A 21,995-nucleotide genomic window follows, 5' to 3' on the forward strand; every position below is an offset into this window, starting at 1 on the left:
TAATGAACATCAGAAATAATATTTTAATTATACTCTTTTGCCTGCTGGCAATAACACAAGGAAAAGCTCAGACGCAGTTTGACATTGGCAATGGCAGCTATTTAGCCGATGGTAAGCCTATTCATATTTACTCTGGCGAAATGCACTATTCGAGAATACCGAAAGAATATTGGCGCCATAGAATGAAAATGGTTAAAGCCATGGGCCTTAACACTATTGCCACTTACGTATTTTGGAACTACCATGAAGTGGCGCCCGGCGTTTGGGATTTTACTTCAGAAAATAAAAATCTGGCAGAATACATTAAAATAGCACAAGAAGAAGGACTTTATGTAATACTGAGACCTGGACCTTATGTATGTGCAGAATGGGAGTTTGGTGGTTATCCTTATTGGCTTCAAAACAATCCAGACCTACAAATAAGAACAAATAATCAGGCCTTCCTGGATTCCTGTAGGGTATATCTCACCAAACTTGCTGAGCAGGTAGCAGACCTACAGTTGAGCAAAGGAGGCAATATAATTATGACCCAGGTGGAGAATGAATTTGGCTCCTATGTATCTCAAAGGGAGGATATTAGCGCCAATGATCATCTCATATACAGGACCAAAATTTACAAGATGCTTCAGGAAGTAGGTTTTGAAGGACCTTTCTTCACCTCTGATGGCAGTTGGCTCTTTGAAGGTGGGGCCATAGATGGTGTGTTACCTACTGCTAACGGTGAGGGCAATGTTAATAATCTAAAAAAAGCAGTTAATAAATATCATAATGACCAAGGACCATACATGGTGGCAGAATTTTACTCCGGCTGGTTAGACCACTGGGCAGAAGAATTCATTACCATAGGCTCGCAAAGCCTGGTAGATCAGACTAAAACATATCTGGAAAATGGCGTAGATTTCAATTTTTATATGGTTCACGGCGGCACCAACTTTGGCTTTACCAGTGGCGCTAATTATAACGAGGAGCATGATATACAACCAGACTTGACTAGCTATGACTATAATGCTCCTATTAGCGAAGCCGGTTGGCCAACAGAGAAGTACATGGCACTACGTGAGCTTATGACAGCGCATGTATCTTACAAAATACCTGATTTACCTGATATGATACCGGTGTTAGAGATTCCGGAAATAAAAATTTCACAAGCTTACGACGCTCTTTCCTATATAAAAAAGCAGGTTGCAATTAAGAATGATACGCCCCTGACCTTTGAAAAACTAGGTCAGGCAAGTGGGTATGTGCTTTATAAAAAGCGTTTCACCCAGCCCATTAGTGGTAAGCTACAAATTAAAGGTCTTAGGGATTTTGCCACGGTTTATGTAAATGGAAAAATGAAAGGTCAACTTAACCGAGTATTTAATAACTATGAAATGGACATAAACATTCCTTTCAATGGAACGCTGGAAATTTTGGTAGAAAACCTAGGTAGAATTAACTATGGCGCTAAAATTACAGAAAATAACAAAGGTATTATTAGCCCTGTACTGATCAATGATTATGAGATAACAGGAAATTGGGAAATGTACCAAGCTCCATTTGATCAAGTACCTTCTTTCATTGACAACACATCACCGAAAAAGGGTAATCCGGTAATCTATGAAGCCAGCTTCAAGCTGAAGAAAACCGGAGACACCTTTCTGGACATGAGCAACTGGGGCAAAGGAATTGTCTATGTAAACGGACATCATATAGGAAGATATTGGCATGTAGGTCCACAGCAAACCTTGTACATTCCAGGGTGTTGGCTAAATAAGGGAGAAAATGAGATAGTCATATTCGAACAATTGAATGAGACACAACAGACCTCACTAAAAACAGTACGTAAACCAATTTTAACCGTTTTAAAATAATATAGTCCACCGACTATTAGGCTCATCTCTTACCTGAGATGGGCCTTTTTTTTACCTATTTTAAAAAGTGTAATAGAAATTATAGGTGCTGGAGTCTCCCCGTACGAACGTGCTTATTTCTAAAGAATATATCGAGGGTTATACCTACACAGAATTCTTGAATTATTACCACTATTTCAGCATCGAAAATATCAATTAGGATCTCTGACGCTCATTTATTAATTCACCATTAATAAATAGCTGACTGATTTCTCATTCGTTGGCATCAGATATACTTTAATCATAAATGCATTAAAGATAAGGATTCGGGTTTATGACTTGGATACTTATGACTAGTGAAAAATTGCTTGACGCAGACTACTGTAAGCAATAGATTTAAATCTTAAACCTAATATTCAATATAAAACATTGTGGATTGGTGAAATTGCTTTGCTACAACTAACCGCCAAGGAAGGCAAAATAGCATGAACAGTAAGTTGAAATAGAAAGAATAGGCTGGTTAAAATAAAAAGAGGCCATATCAAAAACTTTTGATACGGCTACTCTTTACTTAACTAATATCAATTATTACTGTACATCCCAAAACACTTTAGTATCTCTTGTATCTTTTGCAGCCACAGCAGCATAGTTTGTACCATTATTACTTCTCTCAGTAGGAGGATATAATAATCTGGCAGGTGGTAATTCACCTGTTGTAGGATCCTCTGGTAAATTCAATTGCGGATATCCAGTTCTTCTAATCTCCGACCATGCCTGACCTGGTTGAAGAATGAAATAATGAATCCATTTCTGGGTAGCTATTTTCTCAATCTTTTCAGCTGTAGATCCTGTATACGCTATATCCGGATCTGAAAGATAATCATTAATGGTGCTCTCAGCAGGTGAGTCCATTGATACCCTAGAAAAAGTAAATGAATTACTTTCAACTGCACTCTGATTTAACCAATAGTAAAAATCAATTGATTCTTTAATGCCTTCCTGATAAGCACCTTCAGCATCACCTCCACCCCATTTCTCAAAGGTTTCGGCTTTTATAAAATTCATTTCAGCAGCAGTGAACAGCACACCTGGTATATTCCAATTATATAAGAAGGTAAGGGTATCAAACGTAGCTAATACTCCATCATTAGCCAGGTTTTGCTGCTCATTAGTGGTCGCATCCGTAGGCACTCCTACAAAGCCACCAGAGCCTGCATCCCAAAAAACGTCTGTCCTAGGGTCATTGTTAGCTACCATGACGTCATCTAGCATAAAGTCACCAGCATATGGTCCAAAACCTAGTTCAAGAAGAGCATTGGTGATTTCAGAATAGAAGTTCCCCCCTTCTGGATACATGTCTAACAAGATATTTTCTTCATTGGTACTTACCATAGGATATGTTGATTCATCATTAAACATCTTAGTTAGTTCCGCCTGCGCTCTGGCCTCGTCATAATCACTAATTCTTAACAATAATCTCGCCCTCAATGAGTTTGCATACCTTCTCCAACTGGCAACATCACCACCATTCAATATGTCCGGTGATGCTAGTTGTCCCTCTATGGATGAAGGCACTTCTACAGTAGAGAGGTAGGTATTTATAATATCCAACCCATCTATAATGGTTGAATATACTTCAGAGGCGTCATCAAACTTGGCTTTACCCATGGCATTGGTTAAGTTCAGAGCACCTGCCTCAGAAAAAGGTATATCGCCCCAAAGGTCCACCATCTGCGCTGCTTCATCATATAACACAATCTTCCCCAGCTGCATGAAAATTTCATTATTCTGTTGATCGTCTTCGTTCATACCCTGATAAGTCTGCTCCATAGATTTATAGGTATTCATAATTCCACCACTGTAAAATGACTCCCATCTATCCTCCATATAGCCTGTGCTCGGCTGATACATTTTATTAGTCTCAGAGAAGCCATAATACAAAGAAAACTTAGCAGTTGCGGCCATTCTAAAGGTTCTATAATCCCAGTAAGTGGGTCTTATTCTATCATTATACAGCATATAGGTGAATAGTTTACTTATGCTGGCATCAGTTGTTTCATTGGGATCTACATAGTAATCCTCCAGCTTATCGCTACAACCGATAGCCATGAGAATTAACATCCCAAATACACATGTATTTATTAATATTCTTTTCATTTCTGTTCTTTTTTAAGATTAGAATTTAGCTCTTAAGACTACACCATAGCTTCTTGTTGGGGCGGCAGCAGCATTATCAACAGCCTGTGCTTGCCAGCTATCTCCAATAGCAGCCTCAGGATCCCAATTATCAGGCGTATTTTTCCATATGTAGAAAAGATTTCTTCCTACAAGACTTACCTGAATATCTCTCAATCCCACTTTTTCACTAATTTTAATAGGAAGGTTATAAGTAAGACTAGCCTGGCGAAGTTTCACATAACTATTATCCATTACAGACTCTCTGTACTGACCCTCAGCTCCACCACCATATCCACCCCAAGTGTATGAGTTAATATAATAGGTACCTGCATCTATAATCTGGGTATTTTCACTTCCATCAGAAGTAACTCCATCCAGAATTAAACCATCATTATATTGACCGTTATCAGCCAGTACTTTTTCACCATCTACTATATTGTAAGAAAGTCCTCCATGTTCTGTATCTCTATACTGCATGGTACTTTCAAACATACCAGCTCCTTTCATATATAGATAGGGAGTAGAAACCATTTTACCCCCAAAACGGTAATCTGCGACAATATTTAAAGAGAAGTTTTTGTAGGTAAATGTGTTATTAAAACCACCAACAGCTTTTGGCATAACATTACCAACTTTCTCGTAACCCGCTGAAGCATCTAACGTGTAAAGACCATTCTCATCAACTATTTTATTTCCGTTTTCATCTTTCAAAAATGGCAATACATAGATATTTCCTATGGACTCACCTTCTTCTGCTCTTATATATAAAGACCCACCATCTTTATCTACAAAATTGATGTATTCCACACCATCCATTAATTTCTTAACTGTGTTTTTGTTATAAGCATAGTTCACGAAAATATCCCAACGAAAATCTTCTGAACGGAAAGGGGTCGCATTTAACCCTATCTCTATTCCCTGGTTGGCAAGGTCACCGACGTTAGCAAGCATTCCTGTGGCACCAGAAGAAGAAGGAGTAGCAATATTTAATATCTGATCTCTAATGATATTATTATAATAAGTAATGTCTAGGCCAATTTTATTTTGGAACAAACTGGTTTCAAGTCCAAATTCTAAAGCATATTTCTTTTCAACTCTTATGTCACTATTACCATACTGGCTTGACTCAGGAGATTGATAAAGCACTGACTCACCATTATTAAAAGAGCCTAAATTATAAGTAACAGCCGCTTTATATGGTTCAGGGCTATTAGCTACCACCCCCCATGAGGCTCTTAACTTACCATAATCCATAAAGGAAGGCATAGTCAGTGCCTCAGAAAATACAAAACTGGCATTGGCAGATGGATAAAAATAAGTATTTACATTAGAAGGTAAAGTTGAGCGTCCTTCATACCTTCCGGTTCCTTGAATAAACAAATAATCTTTATAAGAGAATTCAGCTATACCAAAGGCAGCCGACTGATATTGATTTCTAACATAAGTATCTGCCTGTGCTCCTCCAGATAAAGTTTGAGCTGAATTCACAAGGTTAAAATAGTTTTCTAAAATAAGACCTCCATTAGTACCTACATTGGATTCTATATATTTCTCATCTCTGTATGTAGCTCCTAATGATAAATTCATTTTTAGATCTTTGCTCAAGGTTTCTTTGTAAGTACCTAGGACATCTCCATATATGAGATTATATGTACCTGTTTGCAACCTATATGCACCTGAATAACCTATTGATGAAGCATACTGAGAATACTCTTTTGTTTCGTGCCTAGCACTGGTATAATCATTACCGATTCTACCTCTTAGGAAAAATTTATCATTTATTTGGTAACGAAGCGTCGCATTGTTCATGTAACGGTTTGAAAATTCATCCTTGCTATTCTTATTCTGATTCCAGAAATAATCTAACAGGTTGGTGGCCCTAATTCTATAAGCCAGTTGTTCATCCTGACTATAGCTCTGACCAGCCGTAACATACTTATAACCTTCACTAGTTTGGTACATAGTTTTATAAGCTTCCATATCATCCATTCTGTTGAAAAAACCAGCATAAGAAGCAAATAATTGATTCATCATATACGGTCTGTTGTGCACCTGACTATTGATATATGATGATATTAGGTCAACTGAAACTTTATCACTCAACTTCAGCGTTCCGTTGAAATTGAAGTTGTTCTTTTTCATATCGAAACCGGGCATAATACCTTCATAGTCTTGTCTGGAATATGAAATTCTAAAATTTCCCTGATCACCTGAATTAGCGATGGCTATGTTGGCATTTTTGTTATACCCTGTGTTGAAGAATTCTTTATAATTATCTTCATTAGCATTATAGGTTCTGGTTGTTCCATCCCAATACGATACTTGCCTGCCATCGAACTTAGGACCAAACTGTGCGTAAGCACCATAATATGGGTGGATTGAACCATCATCTTCTGTAATCCAGCCCTCTCTATTACCAGTAATGGCCTCATTATTGTCTCCATCATATCCAGGACCATAAGAATTTTGCCAATCTGGCTGAAAAGCTAACTGTTCTACATCATATTGTAGTTTAACATCCACACCAAGTCCCTTATTCCTACTTCCTTTTTTGGTGGTGATTACCACTACACCGTTAGTTCCATCAGATCCATATAAGGCCGTTGCACTTGCTCCTTTAAGCACAGAAATACTAGCTATATCTTCTGGATTGATGTCTATAAGGCCATTCTCTCTTATTCTTTGTTCTCCCCAGAAGTTATCATTAGCCCCTGCCTCCTGCATATTAATCAATGCCTCTCTACGCATAGGCACACCATCCACTACGTATAAAGGTTGTGTGTTTCCTGTGATAGAACTGGTTCCTCTCACCTGAATATTGACTGCACTGGAAGCTCCTCCATTACTTGCGCTAACTCTTACTCCAGGCAATTTTCCGATCATTCCAGTACCAACATTCATATTACCCGCAGATGTAATGTCCTTTGACTCGACCGTGGCTATGGAATAGCCTAGACTTTTCTCCTCCTTTTCTATACCTAAAGCAGTTACCACCACTTCCGTTAACTGAGTGATGTCTTCTGATAAAGAAATTTGAAAATTGGTTTGATTACCAACAGTCAATTCCTCACTCACGTAGCCTACAAAGGAGAAAACCAACACGTCTTCAGGTTGTGCTGAAATTGTAAATGTACCATCACTGCCAGTAATAGTGCCTTTTGGTGTTCCTTTAATAATTACCGTTACACCAGGTAGTGGTTCGCCTGTTGCCAACTCTTGCACTGTACCGGTAATATTAGTCTGAGCATATACCGAAGTACCTCCAAATGCCATCACCAGACATAAACACTGGAATAATCTTTTAACACCCAAAGGGCTACCCCAGATGTTAACACTAAAGCAGGAATCTATTAAAGACTTCCTTAGGTTACTGTAATGTTTCTTCATAGTAAATTAGTTAATGTATAAATCCACCTGTGCACCTCTTCATATAAATAGCACAGTAATAATAATGCGCTTACCCAAGACAATAACTCTGATTTTAGCTGATTGAATCATTGAAAAATGTATAATTCTAATACCAAAAATGGATGTTGATATACTTGTGATGTCGCAGAATTTGAACCCAAATTAAACACACATTTTAGAAAAACAAAATAATTTATCAAAAATGTGTACGCACACATTATATTTGTTTGCGCAAACACTTAAGGTCGAAATAATTACCTATATTAAATGTCAAGATGACTAACTATATAACCATGAGCATCTGATCTTTAATAATTATTTAATTTTGGCTAGCGTAAAGAATCAATTCATGAACAATCAAAAAAATATCAGAATCAAAGACATTGCTAAAATGGCTGGGGTATCTGTAGGAACGGTTGACCGGGTTATCCATAAAAGGGGTAAAGTGTCCGAAAATGCTCGAAAAAAAGTAGAGAAAATACTTAATCAAACGAGTTATCAACCGAATATATTGGCTCGAACCTTAGGGTCGAATAAAAATCTAAGACTGGCAGTACTCACCCCTAATCCTAAACAGGACGAATACTGGGCACTATCCCATTCTGGTGTAGAACATGCTATAGATGAGTGGGCCCAATATAGTGTTGAAATTATACCTAAACACTTTGACTTATACCAAAGTAATGATTTTTCTAAAATGGTGGGTGAGGTTATCGCTATGGAACCTGATGGGTTATTAGTAGCACCAATCTTCTATAGGGAATCAGGAAATTTATTCCAATTATTAAGAAATGCCAGTATACCATTTGTTCTTTGTAACACAAATATCACAGATTCTTCATCTATAAGTTTCATCGGCCAAGACAACTATCAGAGTGGGAAGGTAGCCGCAGAACTACTGGATCTTTCTACAAGTGGGAAAAATAAAATCGTAGTAGTTCACTTATATGAAGATATAGAAAATGCGGTTCACCTTAAAGCTAAGGAAGATGGTCTTAGAGATTATTTCAAAGAAAAAAAGGACAACCCTTATGAGGTGATCAGGTTTGGACTCAGTAGTCCTGGAGGAATTTCTTTTGAGGATGAGATAGATGCACTCTTAAAGACCGATGACATCCATGGCATGTTAATTACTACCTCTAAAGGGGCCAGTATTACCGCCTCCCTGTTAAATAAGAAATACCAGAATAATATAAGAATAGTTGGCTACGATTTAATAGAGAAGAACATCGAATGTTTGAAAGAAGGATCAATTGATTTCCTTATCAATCAAAACCCAAACAAGCAGGCAGCTGTTGGAATTTCTTTTCTTGCTAATCATCTACTTTTCAAAAAACAACCACCTCAGGAAGAACTCTTTCCCCTGGAAATCATAACCCGGCAAAATGTAGATTCATATATGAGATCTAAAATTCTATAATTTTCAAAAAATGATTAAAATCAAATTCTCTTTAATTTCTTTAATGTTAGTTTCATGCATTTATATATGTAACGCACAAGAAAACTTTAGAAACCCACATCTTACGGTGCAAACCCGAGTGGCACAACTACTTTCGGAACTCACACTTGAAGAAAAAATTTCATTAATGGGATTCAATAATAATGGGGTTCCTAGATTAGATATCCCTAAATATAATTGGTGGAATGAGGCCTTGCATGGTGTGGCTCGTGCTGGTAATGCTACTGTTTTCCCACAAGCCATAGGTCTTGCGGCTACTTTTGATGACCAGCTTATTCATGAAATAGCAGATATCATATCTACTGAAGCCCGTGCAAAATATAATCTTGCAATAAATAAAAATAGACACCTTCAGTACATGGGGCTATCCTTTTGGTCCCCCAATATTAATTTGTTTAGAGATCCACGTTGGGGCCGAGGCCAGGAAACTTATGGGGAAGATCCTTTCCTTACATCAAAAATGGGAGTCGCCTTCATGCAGGGGTTGCAAGGTGATGATGATCATTATTTAAAAGTATCGGCTACTGCTAAGCATCTAGCCGTTCATAGTGGGCCTGAAGCAGATCGCCATAAATTTAATGCTGTGGTCGATGAAAAAGATCTTCGAGAAACCTATCTATATGCCTTTGAAAAGATGGTAGATGCAGGGGTAGAATCTGTGATGTGTGCCTATAACCGGGTAAACAATGAACCATGCTGTACTAGCGAAACACTTCTGGAGGGTATTTTAAAAGGTGAGTGGAATTTTCAGGGACACATTGTAACTGATTGCTGGGCATTAGAAGATATTTATGCCCGTCATAAAGTAATGGGTTCGGCTACAGAAGTTGCAGCGGCAGCAGTTAAAGCTGGAGTTAACCTGGACTGTTCCAATCTCATGCAGGCAGAATTACTCCCAGCTATGGAAAAAGGCTTACTCACGGAAGAAGATATTGACATAGCTTTGGCTCCTAACTTAAGAACATTATTTAAACTAGGTTTCTTTGACTCTTCGGAATTAGTTCCCTATTCTACCCTTGGGGCAACACAAATCCATTCCGACCGAAACATTGCGCTGGCCAGACGAGCTGCAGCCGAAAGCATGGTCCTATTAAAAAATGAAAACCAGCTATTACCACTGAATGCTGATAAATATAGTAGTATGGTAATTGTAGGAAGTAATTCAGGAGCTTTAGACGCCATGCTTGGTAACTACCATGGAATCTCCGGAAATATAGTGACCTACGCTGAAGGTATAGCCGAAGCCGCCGGCCCAGAAACTGCTGTTCAGTATGATATGGGATCAAATTATACGGATTCTACCCATTTTGGAGGGGTATGGGCATCAGAAACCAGTGATCTTACCATAGCTGTCATAGGTCTTACCCCTGTATTAGAGGGTGAGGAAGGCGATGCTTTTCTTGCTGACAATGGTGGTGATAAGAAAGACCTCAGCATTCCTCAAGCGCACATAGCGTTTTTAAGAAAACTAAGAAGTAAACATAATAAGCCAATTATTACTGTAATTACTGCCGGAAGTGCTGTTGATGTCTCAGCCATTGAACCCTATTCAGATGCCATAATTATGGCTTGGTATTCTGGTGAACAAGGAGGTAACGCACTTGCTGACATCATTTTTGGTAAAACTTCACCTTCGGGCAAACTTCCTATTACATTTTATAAATCCTTTGATGACCTCCCATCCTATTCCAATTACGAAATGCAGGGACGAACCTATCGATACTATCAAGGACAGGTACAATATCCTTTTGGTTTTGGTCTTTCCTACGGTAATTTTACTTACCAATGGACCACGGAACCTAAAGAAAAATATAAAAAAGATGAATTAGTGGAGATTTCCGTCACAGTAAAAAATGCCAGCAACTATACCGCAAAGGAAGTAGTTCAGGCATATATTAAATATCCACAGATCGAAAGAATGCCTATAAAGGAACTAAAGGCCTATAGTAAAGTAGAGGTCCAGGCCAATGGGCAACAGACTGTCTCACTAAAAATACCAGTTTCAGAATTACGGAAATGGGACTTAAAGAAAAAACAATGGAAGATATACCCCGGTATCTATACAATTATTTTGGGTAGCGACTCCAAAGATGATAAGCTAATGGCTAGCTTCCGAATTCACTAATCAGCTTGATTTAAAAAAAAATGTGCGCGCACACAACTTTAAATTTTTAATTTGTGTGCGCACACATTATATTTGTAATATATCAAGTATAGAACTTAAAGTCTTCGCAATGCCAGCACTTAATTATTCTGAAACTAGTTTAGAAAAAATTCCCGTAACTGTATTCAATGATAATCTTGAAGGTTCTCGCATAGTAGCCAGTGAAATTGCCAGATTAATCGAAAAGAAAAATCAAATGGGCAAACCCGCTGTATTAGGTTTGGCTACAGGATCATCACCGGTAAATATCTATAAGGAGCTAATCCGGCTTCATAAAGAAGAAGGACTCAGTTTCCAAAATGTAGTTACCTTCAATTTAGACGAATATTATCCGATGGACCCCGAATCGCTTCAAAGCTATGTTCGTTTTATGAATGAAAACCTTTTTAATCATATTGATATTCCCAAGCAAAATATTCATATTCCGGATGGCTCTATTACTTTAGAAGAGGTGAAGAGATATTGCGTAGAATACGAAGAGAAAATAGACACTTTAGGTGGTATTGATATTCAATTATTGGGAATAGGCCGAACAGGACATATTGGTTTTAACGAACCAGGTTCATCTTTTTCCTCCTCTACCAGGATGGTCAAGTTAGACCCTCTTACCATATCTGATGCTGCTAAAGATTTTATCAAGGAAGAGTTTGTACCGTTACGTGCAATTACTATGGGTGTTGGAACAATAATGCAGGCTAAAAAAATCATTTTAGTCGCTTGGGGATCAGGAAAAGCGCCTATTGTTCAGAAAATGGTTGAAGGTCAAATTACTGATGATGTGCCCGCCTCATTCTTACAGACTCATAGCAAAGTACAGGTAGTGTTAGACGAAAGTGCTGCTGCTAACCTGGCGCGGTATAAAACACCATGGGTTGTGGGTCTCGCCAACTGGGATCAAAAGCTAACCAGAAGAGCCGTAACATGGCTTAGCAAGAAAATGGAAAAGCCTATATTAAAGCTTACTGATGAGGATTACAAAGAAGCAGGATTAATGGACCTGCTGGTTCAGTCTGGTAGCGCTTACGACCTTAACATAAAAGTATTTGACCAAATACAAAAAACTATTACAGGTTGGCCTGGTGGCAAGCCTAATTCTGACGACAAAAAAAGACCTGAAAGAAGTGAACCGGCCATAAAGAGATCAATTATATTTAGTCCACACCCTGATGATGATGTTATATCTATGGGAGGAACATTACTAAGATTGGTCGATCAAGGGCATGATGTTCATGTTGCCTACCAGACTTCCGGAAACATTGCAGTATTTGATGATGATGCTTTAAGGTTTGCATCATTTACAGAGGAGATTCTTAAATCATTAGGTATTTCGTCTGACTTCCCAGAGCAATTATCTGATTTAAAGAGCTTCTTAGACACAAAGAAATTAGGTGAAGAGGACACTCCATTAGTAAAGACCATTAAGGGGCTCATTAGAAAAGGAGAAGCCGAGGCCGGATGTAGGTTTTGCGGTGTGAAGGAGGAGAATGTTCATTTTTTAAACTTGCCATTTTATGAAACGGGACAGGTAAAAAAGAGGCCCATAGGTGAAGAAGATATTCAAATCATAGTAAATATTTTACAGGAAGTAAGGCCACACCAAATCTTCGCTGCCGGCGATCTCCAAGATCCACATGGCACCCATGCAGTATGCCTACAGGCTATTTATAAGGCATTGGAAATACTTAAAGAACAAGGGGAAGAGTGGCTTGAAGACTGTTATGTTTGGCTATATCGGGGAGCTTGGCAGGAATGGGATATCGAAGATATAGAGATGGCCATCCCAATTAGTCCAGGAGAATTAATGAGAAAAAGAAAAGCCATATTCAAGCATCAGTCACAAAAGGATTCTCCCGTATTTCCTGGAGATGACAAGCGTGAGTTTTGGCAACGTGCGGAAGACAGAAATAGAACAACCGCACGTTTATACGATAAACTAGGACTAACCGAATACGAGGCTATAGAAGCTTTTGTTCGGCACCATTTCTAGTGTTTAGGTAAGTAGTTTGATTAGGACAGAAAGTGGCTGCCTTATGGTGAGACAGAGGCGGCCCTTTCTAATTTCAATAATATTAAGGATTCACTGAAGTTTAACTATATGAATACCTTACAAGGAAAAGTATATAAGGAAAAGTATATATAGTACTGAGAGCTTTAAGATTACTAAAACAGCTACTTTTACAAAGTAAATTAATGTAAAATACCTTGGTGATTAGAAAGATTTTCCTTGATCTGAATATTCATTTCACACACTGCAGCAGCACCCATAATAGCCACTTCATTCATTTCAGATTTCTCAACAACGAGATTATCAATAACTCTTTTATAAGGAAAGGTGTGTAAGACATCCCACATTGATTCCTCAAAAAGAGGATATGCATCTTTAATTGAGCCTCCGATAAAAATTGCCTCCGGTGCCACTACATGAAGTAAATATTTTAACAAATGTCCAAGATGTAAACCATACTGTTTAAAAATACCGCGGCTAATCTCATGACCTTCCATCGCTTTTTGAAAGACAGTTTTCCCATCCAAACCAAATTCTTTTTTGAAGAATTTGCCACTACAATAATGTTCATAATTATGAAGCATATAAGGGATTGCTCCTACCTCTCCTGCTGCTGACATAATCCCAGTATGCAGCTGACCATTAAATACGAACCCCACACCAAGACCTGTTCCCAATGCTAATCCTGCTATACTTTTATATCGGGCGCCACCACCATATATTTTTTCACCTACGGCAAAACAATTAGCATCATTTGCTAAATAAACATCCACTTTGAATCGCGCCTGCACTGCATCGGACAAATAAACCTCATTCCAAGAGGGTATATTTATTAAGTCATATATAATACCGTTACCAGCATCTAAAAGCCCAGGAACACCTATGCCTACACCTTCAATAGTATAGCCTTCTGATATTTCTTCTATACCGTCAAGTAAAACATTGATGATGACTTGCTTCGATTCCATGGCTGGCGTGTCCAATTGCATTTTCTTAACCAATTGTCCTTCTTGGATCACCCCTATACTGATAGTTGTGCCTCCAATATCGACACCAATGACGGCCTTATTTGACATATTATTATTTTCTTATGTTAGTATTAATATGATATATATACCACAGCATTCACTAAATACTCTTTTGCAATTACAATAATAATTAATTTTTATTGTGTGCGCACACAGAACAAATCTTAATTAGAATTTATTACCTGTATTCCAATTATTTCAATCCTATTTTATGTCCTCTGATTGCAAAATAGCAAATGTAGGCATAACAAGGTAAGAGCATGAGGTAAGCCGATCGGCCATCCCAAACATGAGCTAGCCTACCATATATTAACGGCAATATGGCTCCACCTGAAATAGCCATTATCAGTAATGCGGAACCTTTAGGTGCGTACTTTCCCAAGTTGAAAATAGATAACGGAAAAATTGCCGGCCACATTAATGAGTTAGCTAATCCCAAAAGAGCAATAAAGGCTACCGATACAAACCCATTGGTCAAAATTGCTCCTATTGTAAACAACATGCCCAATAGCGCACAAATAGTTAGTGCCTTAGCTTGGGAGATGAATTTAGGAATAGTGAATATGCCGACTATATACCCAATAAGCATACACACTAAAGTCAGCTGGGTAAAGTATCTTGCTACAGACAAAGAAATGCCTATTGACTTACCATAGCTTATTATTGTATCTCCAGCTATTACCTCAGCTCCCACATATAGGAATAGCGCCAAAACACCCAGAAATAGGTGTGGAAACTCAAATATACTCTCTCTGCTATTCGCAACACCAGTTTTAATAGTTACCTCATCTGATTTCTCTCCATCGATTTCGGGTAATGATGAAAGTCCAATTGCAAATGCTAAAATAGCCAAGACTACAGCAATAATACTATAGGGTATAATAACCCGAGATGCCAGTTCGTCGAGTGCTATAGTCTTTTCCGTAGCATCCATAGTAACTAGAGAAGTCTCCAAGGCATCTACATCACTGAGCGCAATATAGCCAAAGATCAAGCCAGCAAGGATCCCTGCCACCTTATTCGAAATACCCATGATGCTAATTCTCGTAGCCGCACTCTGAGGTGAACCAATAGCTGAAACATACGGATTAACCGCTGTTTGTAAAAGGGCCAACCCGGAACCAATTATAAAAAGACCGAATAAGAAGAAAGAATAACTTCTTATCATGGCGGCCGGAACAAATATAATAGAACCTATAGCCATGACTATTAGCCCCATGGACATCCCCAATTTGTACCCAACCTTGTCTAATACGTAAGATGATGGTAACGCCATCAGTGTATAAGCGATATAAAAGGCAGTAGCTACCAAATAAGCTTGTGTTTCTGTCTCTAGCTGACATGCTATTTGCAAATACGGAATTAAAGTACCGTTAACCCAAGTAGCAAAACCTATGATGAAAAACAGTATGCCAATGATTGTCATAGAAATGACGAAACTTTTTTTCTTTTGGGGCATAAACGTGGTATTTAAAACTATTTGATAAAGTGCTTTGGAATAGAAGCTGGTCTATTTTTATCTAAAACTCCAAATTCAGAAGAAGGCTTGTCACCCATTTCTATGATTAATACACCGCCTTTTGAAAGCATAGAATAGGGTATTGCAGAGCTCATATACTGCTGGCCATTCCATGCTACCTGCTGAATATACTTATTAGTGGAGCTATTGTTATTTACTATTATATCTAACTTATTGCCCCCGATGTATAAAGTGGCATTTTCAATGATCGGGCTACCAAATAGAAAATCGCCATTCGCCGGACTGAGCTGATAAAAACCAAGTGCGGACAGCACATACCAAGCTGACATTTGGCCAACGTCTTCATTACCGCAAATACCAGCTGGAATATCCTGATAGAGGCTGTCCATGATATATCGAACCTTATCTGCGGTCTTCCACGGCTTACCTACATAATTATATAAGTATGGTATATGATGACTAGGCTCATTACCTTGAGCGTATTGACCTATAAGACCTGAAATATCAGGTGAGGCTTCTTTACCAAGATCCCCTTCAACTATGAATAAGCTATCTAACTTCTTTTCAAAAGATTCCTCACTGCCAAATAAAGAAATAAGGCCCTCCACATCGTGAGGAACCAGCCATGTATATTGCCAGGCATTTCCTTCAGTGTAATCACCCCAAATATGTGTAGATGTGAAAGGATTAAGAGGTGAGCGGAAACTGCCATCATCCAATTTGGCTCTCATGAATTGAGAATCTTTATCAAAATACTGCTCATAAGCATGAGCTCTTTTATTGAAATATAGATAATCCTCAGTTTTACCCAGCGACTTGGCCATATAGGCTATACTCCAATCTGCCAGGCAATATTCCAACGCCTTCGATACAGATTCCTTCTCAAGATCTGCCGGTATATACCCTTTCTCTTTAATATACTTCATTCCATAATCATCACGCATGGAGGAAGCTTTCATAGCTTTAAAGGCCAATTCTCCATCAACATCAAACCCTTTAAAATAAGCATCCGCTATCACTGGTATAGAAGGATAACCTACCATGCAATCAGTCTCATTACCCACCAAATGCCAAATCGGAAGCTTGCCTTGTTGATTATATATGTTCAAAAAACTTTTCACAAAATCCTTGACCCTCTCTGCTTGCACTAGGGTATATAATGGATGTGCCGCTCTGTAGGTATCCCATAGCGAATAAGTTGTATAGTTATGGAAGCTAGTGTCTGTATATACTTTTCCATCAGCACCACGATATTGACCATTTATATCCTGAAAAATTGATGGAGCTATCATGGTGTGGTACAATGAAGTATAAAAAACTTTCATTTGTTTCTCAGTGGGCATAGAAACCTGCACTTTGCTTAGCTCCTGATTCCATTCTCTATTCGCAACCGAAGCCACCTCCTGAAAATCCCAATTGGGAATCTCTTTCGAAAGATTGTCACGAGCATTTTCTATACTTACAGGAGATATTCCGGTTTTAATCATTAAATCTCCATTAGCAAGCTTATCGAAAACTAGTGCTACTTTTAACTTTTGCCCTTCCAGCATAGCTCCACCTGTAAACACTTCATTTTTATCCGTCACCAATTTGCTTAATGGCGAAGATAATTTCATATAGAAATATATTCTTTGATTTACCGCCCACCCTTTAGAATATCTAAAGCCCTGAATAGTGCTGTCATTAATCCATTCAATCTGTGTATCAGTGGGCGAATCCCAGCCAATACCTCTTTCTAGGTCCAGTATAACATTGTATGAACCGGAACTCTTATAATTATAATGCTGAAAACCGGCGCGCTTAGTAGCTGTAAGTTCTACTGCCACTTGATATTTATCTATCCATACCCCATAATATCCTGGACGCACTTCCTCATCTTTATGACTATAATAGGCCACATACCCTTCGTCCATAGTTGAATCTTTTATAGACCCTCTATTTAAATTAACTTCACCCGTAGTAGGCATAAGTAAAACATCTCCAAGATCACCTATACCCGTACCACTAAGATGGGTATGAGAAAAGCCGATAACAGTGGTGTCGCTATAATGATACCCTGAGCACCAGTCCCAACCTTCAGTAAGGTTGGTAGGGCCTAACTGAACTGCTCCGAACGGAACGTTGGCGCCTAAGAAGACATGTCCGTGAAAACCTGTACCTATATATGGATCTACAAAATCACTATAGCTAATAAAATTATTAGTTTCTGAAGCATCACGTTCAACGGTGCAACCGCTCAATATCATTAAGATTGCTATTGGTAAGAAAAACCTGATCATTTAAATACTATTTTTTAAATCTATAAGAGGGATAGACCATTAACATTTGTGAATTCAATAATTTCCAGTGCTCCCGTTTGAGGGGCTAAAGATATATTATAAATTTCACATCATAATATTAAAATCATTATTTTTGAGCAATGTGTACGCAAACACAAAGAAATATAATAAAGTTTATATGTTGAAATATTTTCTTTTTGTAGAGAAAAAATAGTTCAAAAGGAAATGAGCCAACTTTTGGTACGCCAAGCTCTGTCTGAAAACCACACCAAATTTTTTTTAACAAAAAAAATTATAAATTTGAATAATGTGTGCGCACACAAATCTTTATCAACTAATTTTCAAGGTATGACTTCAAATCTAATCTCACTTTTCATCATTGGCAGTTTTTTCGCTATAATATCAACTCATACACAAGCACAGGATGTCAGAGAATTAAATTCCGGCTGGAAATGTGCTCCAATAGGAGAAGTAGGCCACAACGGAAAAGCCCTGTCACAACAAGATTATGATATTAATAGCTGGCTTCCAGCCACTGTACCTGGAACGGTTCTCACTACCTTATTAAACAACCAAAAGGTACCTGACCCCTTTTATGGTATGAATAATCTCGAGATACCAGATATATACGAAACCGGCCGGGATCACTATACTTATTGGTTTGTAAAAGATTTTGAAATGAGCATCAAAAAAGGTGAAGAAGCCTGGTTAAATTTCAGAGGAATAAATTATAGCTGCGATGTATTCTTAAACGGAAAACAGGTAAACGAGCAACGTCATAAAGGAATGTTTTTAAGGCAATCATACAATATCACCTCTTTTTTAACTTCTAATGGTAGCAACAGACTAGCGGTAATTGTATACCCTCCAGATCCGGTGGGCAACCCTAACGGAGGCCAGGGTGGAGATGGTACAATTGCTAAAAACGTAAGTCATCAATATGTGGCAGGCTGGGATTGGATTCAACCCATCAGAGACAGAAATACCGGTATATGGGATAAAGTTACATTGGAAAAAACAGGCGCTATTAATATCAAAAACCCTCAAGTGATAACCAAGGTGCCCGGCTTAAGAAAGAGTAATGCTAACCAACAAAATGATGCTATCCTTATAGTTTCGACTGAATTAGAAAACCCAACCAATCAAGCGGCGGAAGGCACAATCAGTTACGAACTTAACGGCAATACTATAAGTCAGTCAGTTACTATTCCTGCAAATCAAACCATCAAAGCTAACCTGCCTAACTTCAGCATCAAAAACCCAAAACTATGGTGGCCAAACGGATATGGAGCACAAAACTTATACGATATTACGCTCACCTTTAAAGAGAAAAAGAAAGTATCCGATGAGCAAAAGATTTATTTTGGGATTCGTGAAATCAGCAGAGAATGGAATGATCACACACAAAGTATGCAGGTCATGGTTAATGGACAAAAAATCTTTATTAAGGGAGGCAACTGGATCATTTCTGATGCCATGTTAAGATTCACTCCAGAAAGATACGATGCAGAGATTAGATTTCACCGTGATATGAACCTCAACCTTATCAGAATTTGGGGCGGGGCATTGGCAGAGAGACCAGAATTTTATGAAGCATGTGATAAATATGGCCTATTAGTGATACAAGATTTCTGGATGTCAGGTGACTGTAACGGCAAATGGGTAGATCCGATGAAACTAGAAGATCAGTGGACTCGCCGAAAGTACCCTGATGATCATAGTCTCTTTATTGAATCTGCTCGTGACATGGTTAAAATGATAAGAAATCACCCCTCATTGGCCATATATTGTGGTGGAAATGAGATCACACCTCCAGAGGATATACTGGAAGCACTTCAAAATGATGTGTTGAGTAAAGAAGACGGCACACGTTGGTTCATCACATATTCGAACTCTGATAGCATGTCGTTAAATACCATCGGGGGAAACGGAGATGGCCCATATACTATACAGTCTACCGATGTATTTTGGAATCACAAGACTTGGCCATTTAATTCTGAAGTAGGCTCAGTAGGCGTGGGAGATATTGAGTCATTAAAAAGATTTATTCCCAAGGAGCATCTCACTCCCCCAACCTTTAATGACTCCACTGTAGACAAGGTTTGGGATTACCATAAATACATCGGTTACGAGCATCACATACGCCCTTATGGAGATGCTACTGATGCCCGGGATTTTGGCAGAAAGGCTCAGCTGGTTAACTATAATCAATATAGGGCACTCATGGAAGGATTTAGTTCTCACATGTGGGAATGGTACACGGGCACCATTATATGGAAGACTCAAAACCCCTGGACAGCCATGCGCGGACAAATGTATGACTATTATCTAGACCCCAACGCCTGTCTGTATGGTTTACGCAAAGGTGGTGAATCCGTGCACGTAATGTATAACCACACCAATGGTATGATAATGGGGGTAAACAATTCGTTTGACACTTACCATAACCTGATGCTCAAGGTAGAAACCATTGATATGGCAGGTAACAAAAAACTATTTACGCAAGTAGTAGTGGGTTTAGAACCTACTTCTGCTAAAAAGTATTTATCAATGAAAAGCTATGTAGATAAAGTAGCGAAGGATGATGGCCTGTTTTTGAAGCTTCAGTTGTTGAATATGGATCAAAATATGATCTCTGAAAATTTCTATTGGATTCCTGATAAAAATGGTACGTACAGTGGACTAAAACAATTACCTTCTGTAGCCATTACCTGTAATGCATATTTAGTTGAAGAAGGTAAAATAAACGTAAGCCTTAAGGCTAATGAAAGCGGACCGGTAGCTTTTTTCAATAGAATATCATTGGTAGATGAGAGTAACCAAGAACGTATTTTACCTGTTTTTTATGATGACAATTATATATCGCTAACAGCAGGAGAAACTAAAACTGTGACCCTGGAATATGACTCTTCAAAGTTAGATATTGCAACAGCTAAAATTTCAATTGAAGGCTGGAATGTTAAAGAGCAACTTCTACCTATAGAGTAATTAATATCAAATACCTATCTTTTAGTAAGTGAGGTACAATTATATTTTGCCTACTAAATGTTTCTTTTTTATTTTTATATTAATATAAACAGTTCTTTGATTCTATATGACCCGGGCATCAACAAACTTAAACAACAGATGCCTTACAAAATGAGCCCTATTAGGTGCCCCATAAGTTGATATAATATATAAATAATTGAAAATCAATACATTAGAGATGTAGGTTCAAATCCTGCCGCCCCGACTACTAAGAACCGTTTAACTTTATAAGTTAAGCGGTTTTTTGTTTTTAAGGGTTTTTAAATTTCCTGCCTACCCTTATTTAAAAGCTAGTGTAAGTGTCTAATTGTGCATTAACCTGATTTGATCACGGAATTATAATTAGTAGATTGGCGGTATAGACCATGAAACTTCTAGCTTACTTCATTTTATTATTTTTAACCAGCGCATGCCTGGCTCAGAATCCAAAAATGATTTACAGACCTAATCCTAAACTTATTTCAAAGGAACATTTTGTAGATTGTATAGAGAATTTAAACTACTCAGTGCTAATAGACCCAAAAAGCAGGCGTGAACAAGCATACTTCGAATATTTTCCTGCAGTAAAAAAAGAGTCGAGCTGCGAGGGCATATACTACTATAACTACGTCTCAAGAAAACACCCTAAACCCAAGTATAGGGACACGTCTGGAGACACCTACTCCAAATACTTTTTATTTATAATTTTAGATTATAAAATAATCTCCTTGACCAATAAATCTCAAAAATGGAGACAACACTTTTTCAATAGGCATCAAAAAGAACTTATAGAGAAATTTGGCGGAAATGAGATTCAAGAATTAAAAACTCATATAATAAGTGGGTATAAGAATTTTTATTAATTGAGTTATTGATATAGAAGATATAAGCAATCAATTGTAAATAGCTAATTACGTTTAACGAAGATTTTCATATGAATAATAAATCACTTTCTTTGATCTTTGTATACGGATTTATTCTTTTAGCATTAACTCCAATTGCTCAGCATGCTTTTTCAATAGGTATGTATGACCCAAATAGGCATGGTAAGCCTTCTTATTTTTTGATGAGTATATTCTCATGTGGTCCAGCATTATTAATTCTTGGTCTAATTCTTTTATTCTCATTTAAGGACTTAAAACATAAATTATCTGGT

Annotated in this window: 11 protein-coding genes; 6 read left to right on the forward strand and 5 right to left on the reverse strand. The window is 37.9% G+C overall.

Annotated features, from left to right (window positions below; genetic code table 11):
• Nucleotides 1-2 precede the first annotated feature (2 nt).
• Complete coding sequence (locus tag LVD16_RS23825; RefSeq protein ID WP_233770806.1) at nucleotides 3-1,853, forward strand: beta-galactosidase; 1,851 nt, start codon at nucleotides 3-5, stop codon at nucleotides 1,851-1,853.
• Nucleotides 1,854-2,420: 567 nt separating this feature from the next.
• Here the strand turns inward: LVD16_RS23825 and LVD16_RS23830 are convergent.
• Nucleotides 2,421-3,989: a SusD/RagB family nutrient-binding outer membrane lipoprotein gene (locus LVD16_RS23830; RefSeq protein WP_233770807.1), complete on the reverse strand. Its 1,569-nt coding sequence runs from the start codon at nucleotides 3,987-3,989 to the stop codon at nucleotides 2,421-2,423.
• An 18-nt stretch (nucleotides 3,990-4,007) separates the two neighbouring features.
• Nucleotides 4,008-7,397 carry a SusC/RagA family TonB-linked outer membrane protein gene (locus LVD16_RS23835; RefSeq protein WP_233770808.1) on the reverse strand — a complete coding sequence of 1,130 codons (3,390 nt, stop codon included), beginning with the start codon at nucleotides 7,395-7,397 and terminating at the stop codon, nucleotides 4,008-4,010.
• Between the two features lie 370 nt (nucleotides 7,398-7,767).
• Here LVD16_RS23835 and LVD16_RS23840 point away from each other — a divergent pair, with 370 nt between their 5' ends.
• The 3 genes from LVD16_RS23840 to nagB all read left to right on the forward strand — a co-directional run bounded on the left by LVD16_RS23840 (nucleotide 7,768) and on the right by nagB (nucleotide 13,028).
• Nucleotides 7,768-8,838, forward strand: coding sequence for a substrate-binding domain-containing protein (locus tag LVD16_RS23840; RefSeq protein WP_233770809.1), 1,071 nt, complete (start codon nucleotides 7,768-7,770; stop codon nucleotides 8,836-8,838).
• A gap of 10 nt (nucleotides 8,839-8,848) precedes the next feature.
• Entirely contained in the window at nucleotides 8,849-11,002 is a 2,154-nt protein-coding gene (locus LVD16_RS23845) for a glycoside hydrolase family 3 N-terminal domain-containing protein (RefSeq protein WP_233770810.1), read from the forward strand.
• A 109-nt stretch (nucleotides 11,003-11,111) separates the two neighbouring features.
• On the forward strand, nucleotides 11,112-13,028 hold the full coding sequence (gene nagB / locus LVD16_RS23850) for a glucosamine-6-phosphate deaminase (RefSeq protein ID WP_233770811.1): 1,917 nt from the start codon (nucleotides 11,112-11,114) through the stop codon (nucleotides 13,026-13,028).
• 200 nt (nucleotides 13,029-13,228) lie between these two features.
• Here the strand turns inward: nagB and LVD16_RS23855 are convergent, their stop codons facing one another.
• The 3 genes from LVD16_RS23855 to LVD16_RS23865 form a co-directional block, all read right to left on the reverse strand.
• Nucleotides 13,229-14,122: an ROK family protein gene (locus LVD16_RS23855; RefSeq protein WP_233770812.1), complete on the reverse strand. Its 894-nt coding sequence runs from the start codon at nucleotides 14,120-14,122 to the stop codon at nucleotides 13,229-13,231.
• 145 nt (nucleotides 14,123-14,267) lie between these two features.
• Entirely contained in the window at nucleotides 14,268-15,533 is a 1,266-nt protein-coding gene (locus tag LVD16_RS23860; protein WP_233770813.1) for a sugar MFS transporter, read from the reverse strand.
• A 17-nt stretch (nucleotides 15,534-15,550) separates the two neighbouring features.
• Nucleotides 15,551-17,833 (reverse strand): GH92 family glycosyl hydrolase, encoded by a 2,283-nt coding sequence (locus LVD16_RS23865; protein ID WP_233770814.1) that lies wholly within the window; start codon nucleotides 17,831-17,833, stop codon nucleotides 15,551-15,553.
• Nucleotides 17,834-18,181: 348 nt separating this feature from the next.
• Between LVD16_RS23865 and LVD16_RS23870 the strand changes: the two genes are divergently transcribed.
• Together LVD16_RS23870 and LVD16_RS23875 are read left to right on the forward strand one after the other, a co-directional pair.
• Nucleotides 18,182-20,821, forward strand: a complete 2,640-nt coding sequence (locus tag LVD16_RS23870) for a glycoside hydrolase family 2 protein (protein ID WP_233770815.1) — start codon at nucleotides 18,182-18,184, stop codon at nucleotides 20,819-20,821.
• A gap of 404 nt (nucleotides 20,822-21,225) precedes the next feature.
• Nucleotides 21,226-21,702: a hypothetical protein gene (locus LVD16_RS23875; protein WP_233770816.1), complete on the forward strand. Its 477-nt coding sequence runs from the start codon at nucleotides 21,226-21,228 to the stop codon at nucleotides 21,700-21,702.
• The last annotated feature ends 293 nt before the right edge of the window (nucleotides 21,703-21,995 follow it).

The sequence above is a fragment of the Fulvivirga ligni genome (genome assembly GCF_021389935.1).
Taxonomy (GTDB): Bacteria; Bacteroidota; Bacteroidia; order Cytophagales; family Cyclobacteriaceae; genus Fulvivirga; species Fulvivirga ligni.

Coding starts and splice junctions, on each gene's coding strand:
- LVD16_RS23825 (WP_233770806.1), top strand. CDS start 3: ATGAACATCAGAAATAATATTTTAATTATACTCTTTTGCCTGCTGGCA.
- LVD16_RS23830 (WP_233770807.1), bottom strand. CDS start 3,989: ATGAAAAGAATATTAATAAATACATGTGTATTTGGGATGTTAATTCTC.
- LVD16_RS23835 (WP_233770808.1), bottom strand. CDS start 7,397: ATGAAGAAACATTACAGTAACCTAAGGAAGTCTTTAATAGATTCCTGC.
- LVD16_RS23840 (WP_233770809.1), top strand. CDS start 7,768: ATGAACAATCAAAAAAATATCAGAATCAAAGACATTGCTAAAATGGCT.
- LVD16_RS23845 (WP_233770810.1), top strand. CDS start 8,849: ATGATTAAAATCAAATTCTCTTTAATTTCTTTAATGTTAGTTTCATGC.
- nagB (WP_233770811.1), top strand. CDS start 11,112: ATGCCAGCACTTAATTATTCTGAAACTAGTTTAGAAAAAATTCCCGTA.
- LVD16_RS23855 (WP_233770812.1), bottom strand. CDS start 14,122: ATGTCAAATAAGGCCGTCATTGGTGTCGATATTGGAGGCACAACTATC.
- LVD16_RS23860 (WP_233770813.1), bottom strand. CDS start 15,533: ATGCCCCAAAAGAAAAAAAGTTTCGTCATTTCTATGACAATCATTGGC.
- LVD16_RS23865 (WP_233770814.1), bottom strand. CDS start 17,833: ATGATCAGGTTTTTCTTACCAATAGCAATCTTAATGATATTGAGCGGT.
- LVD16_RS23870 (WP_233770815.1), top strand. CDS start 18,182: ATGACTTCAAATCTAATCTCACTTTTCATCATTGGCAGTTTTTTCGCT.
- LVD16_RS23875 (WP_233770816.1), top strand. CDS start 21,226: ATGAAACTTCTAGCTTACTTCATTTTATTATTTTTAACCAGCGCATGC.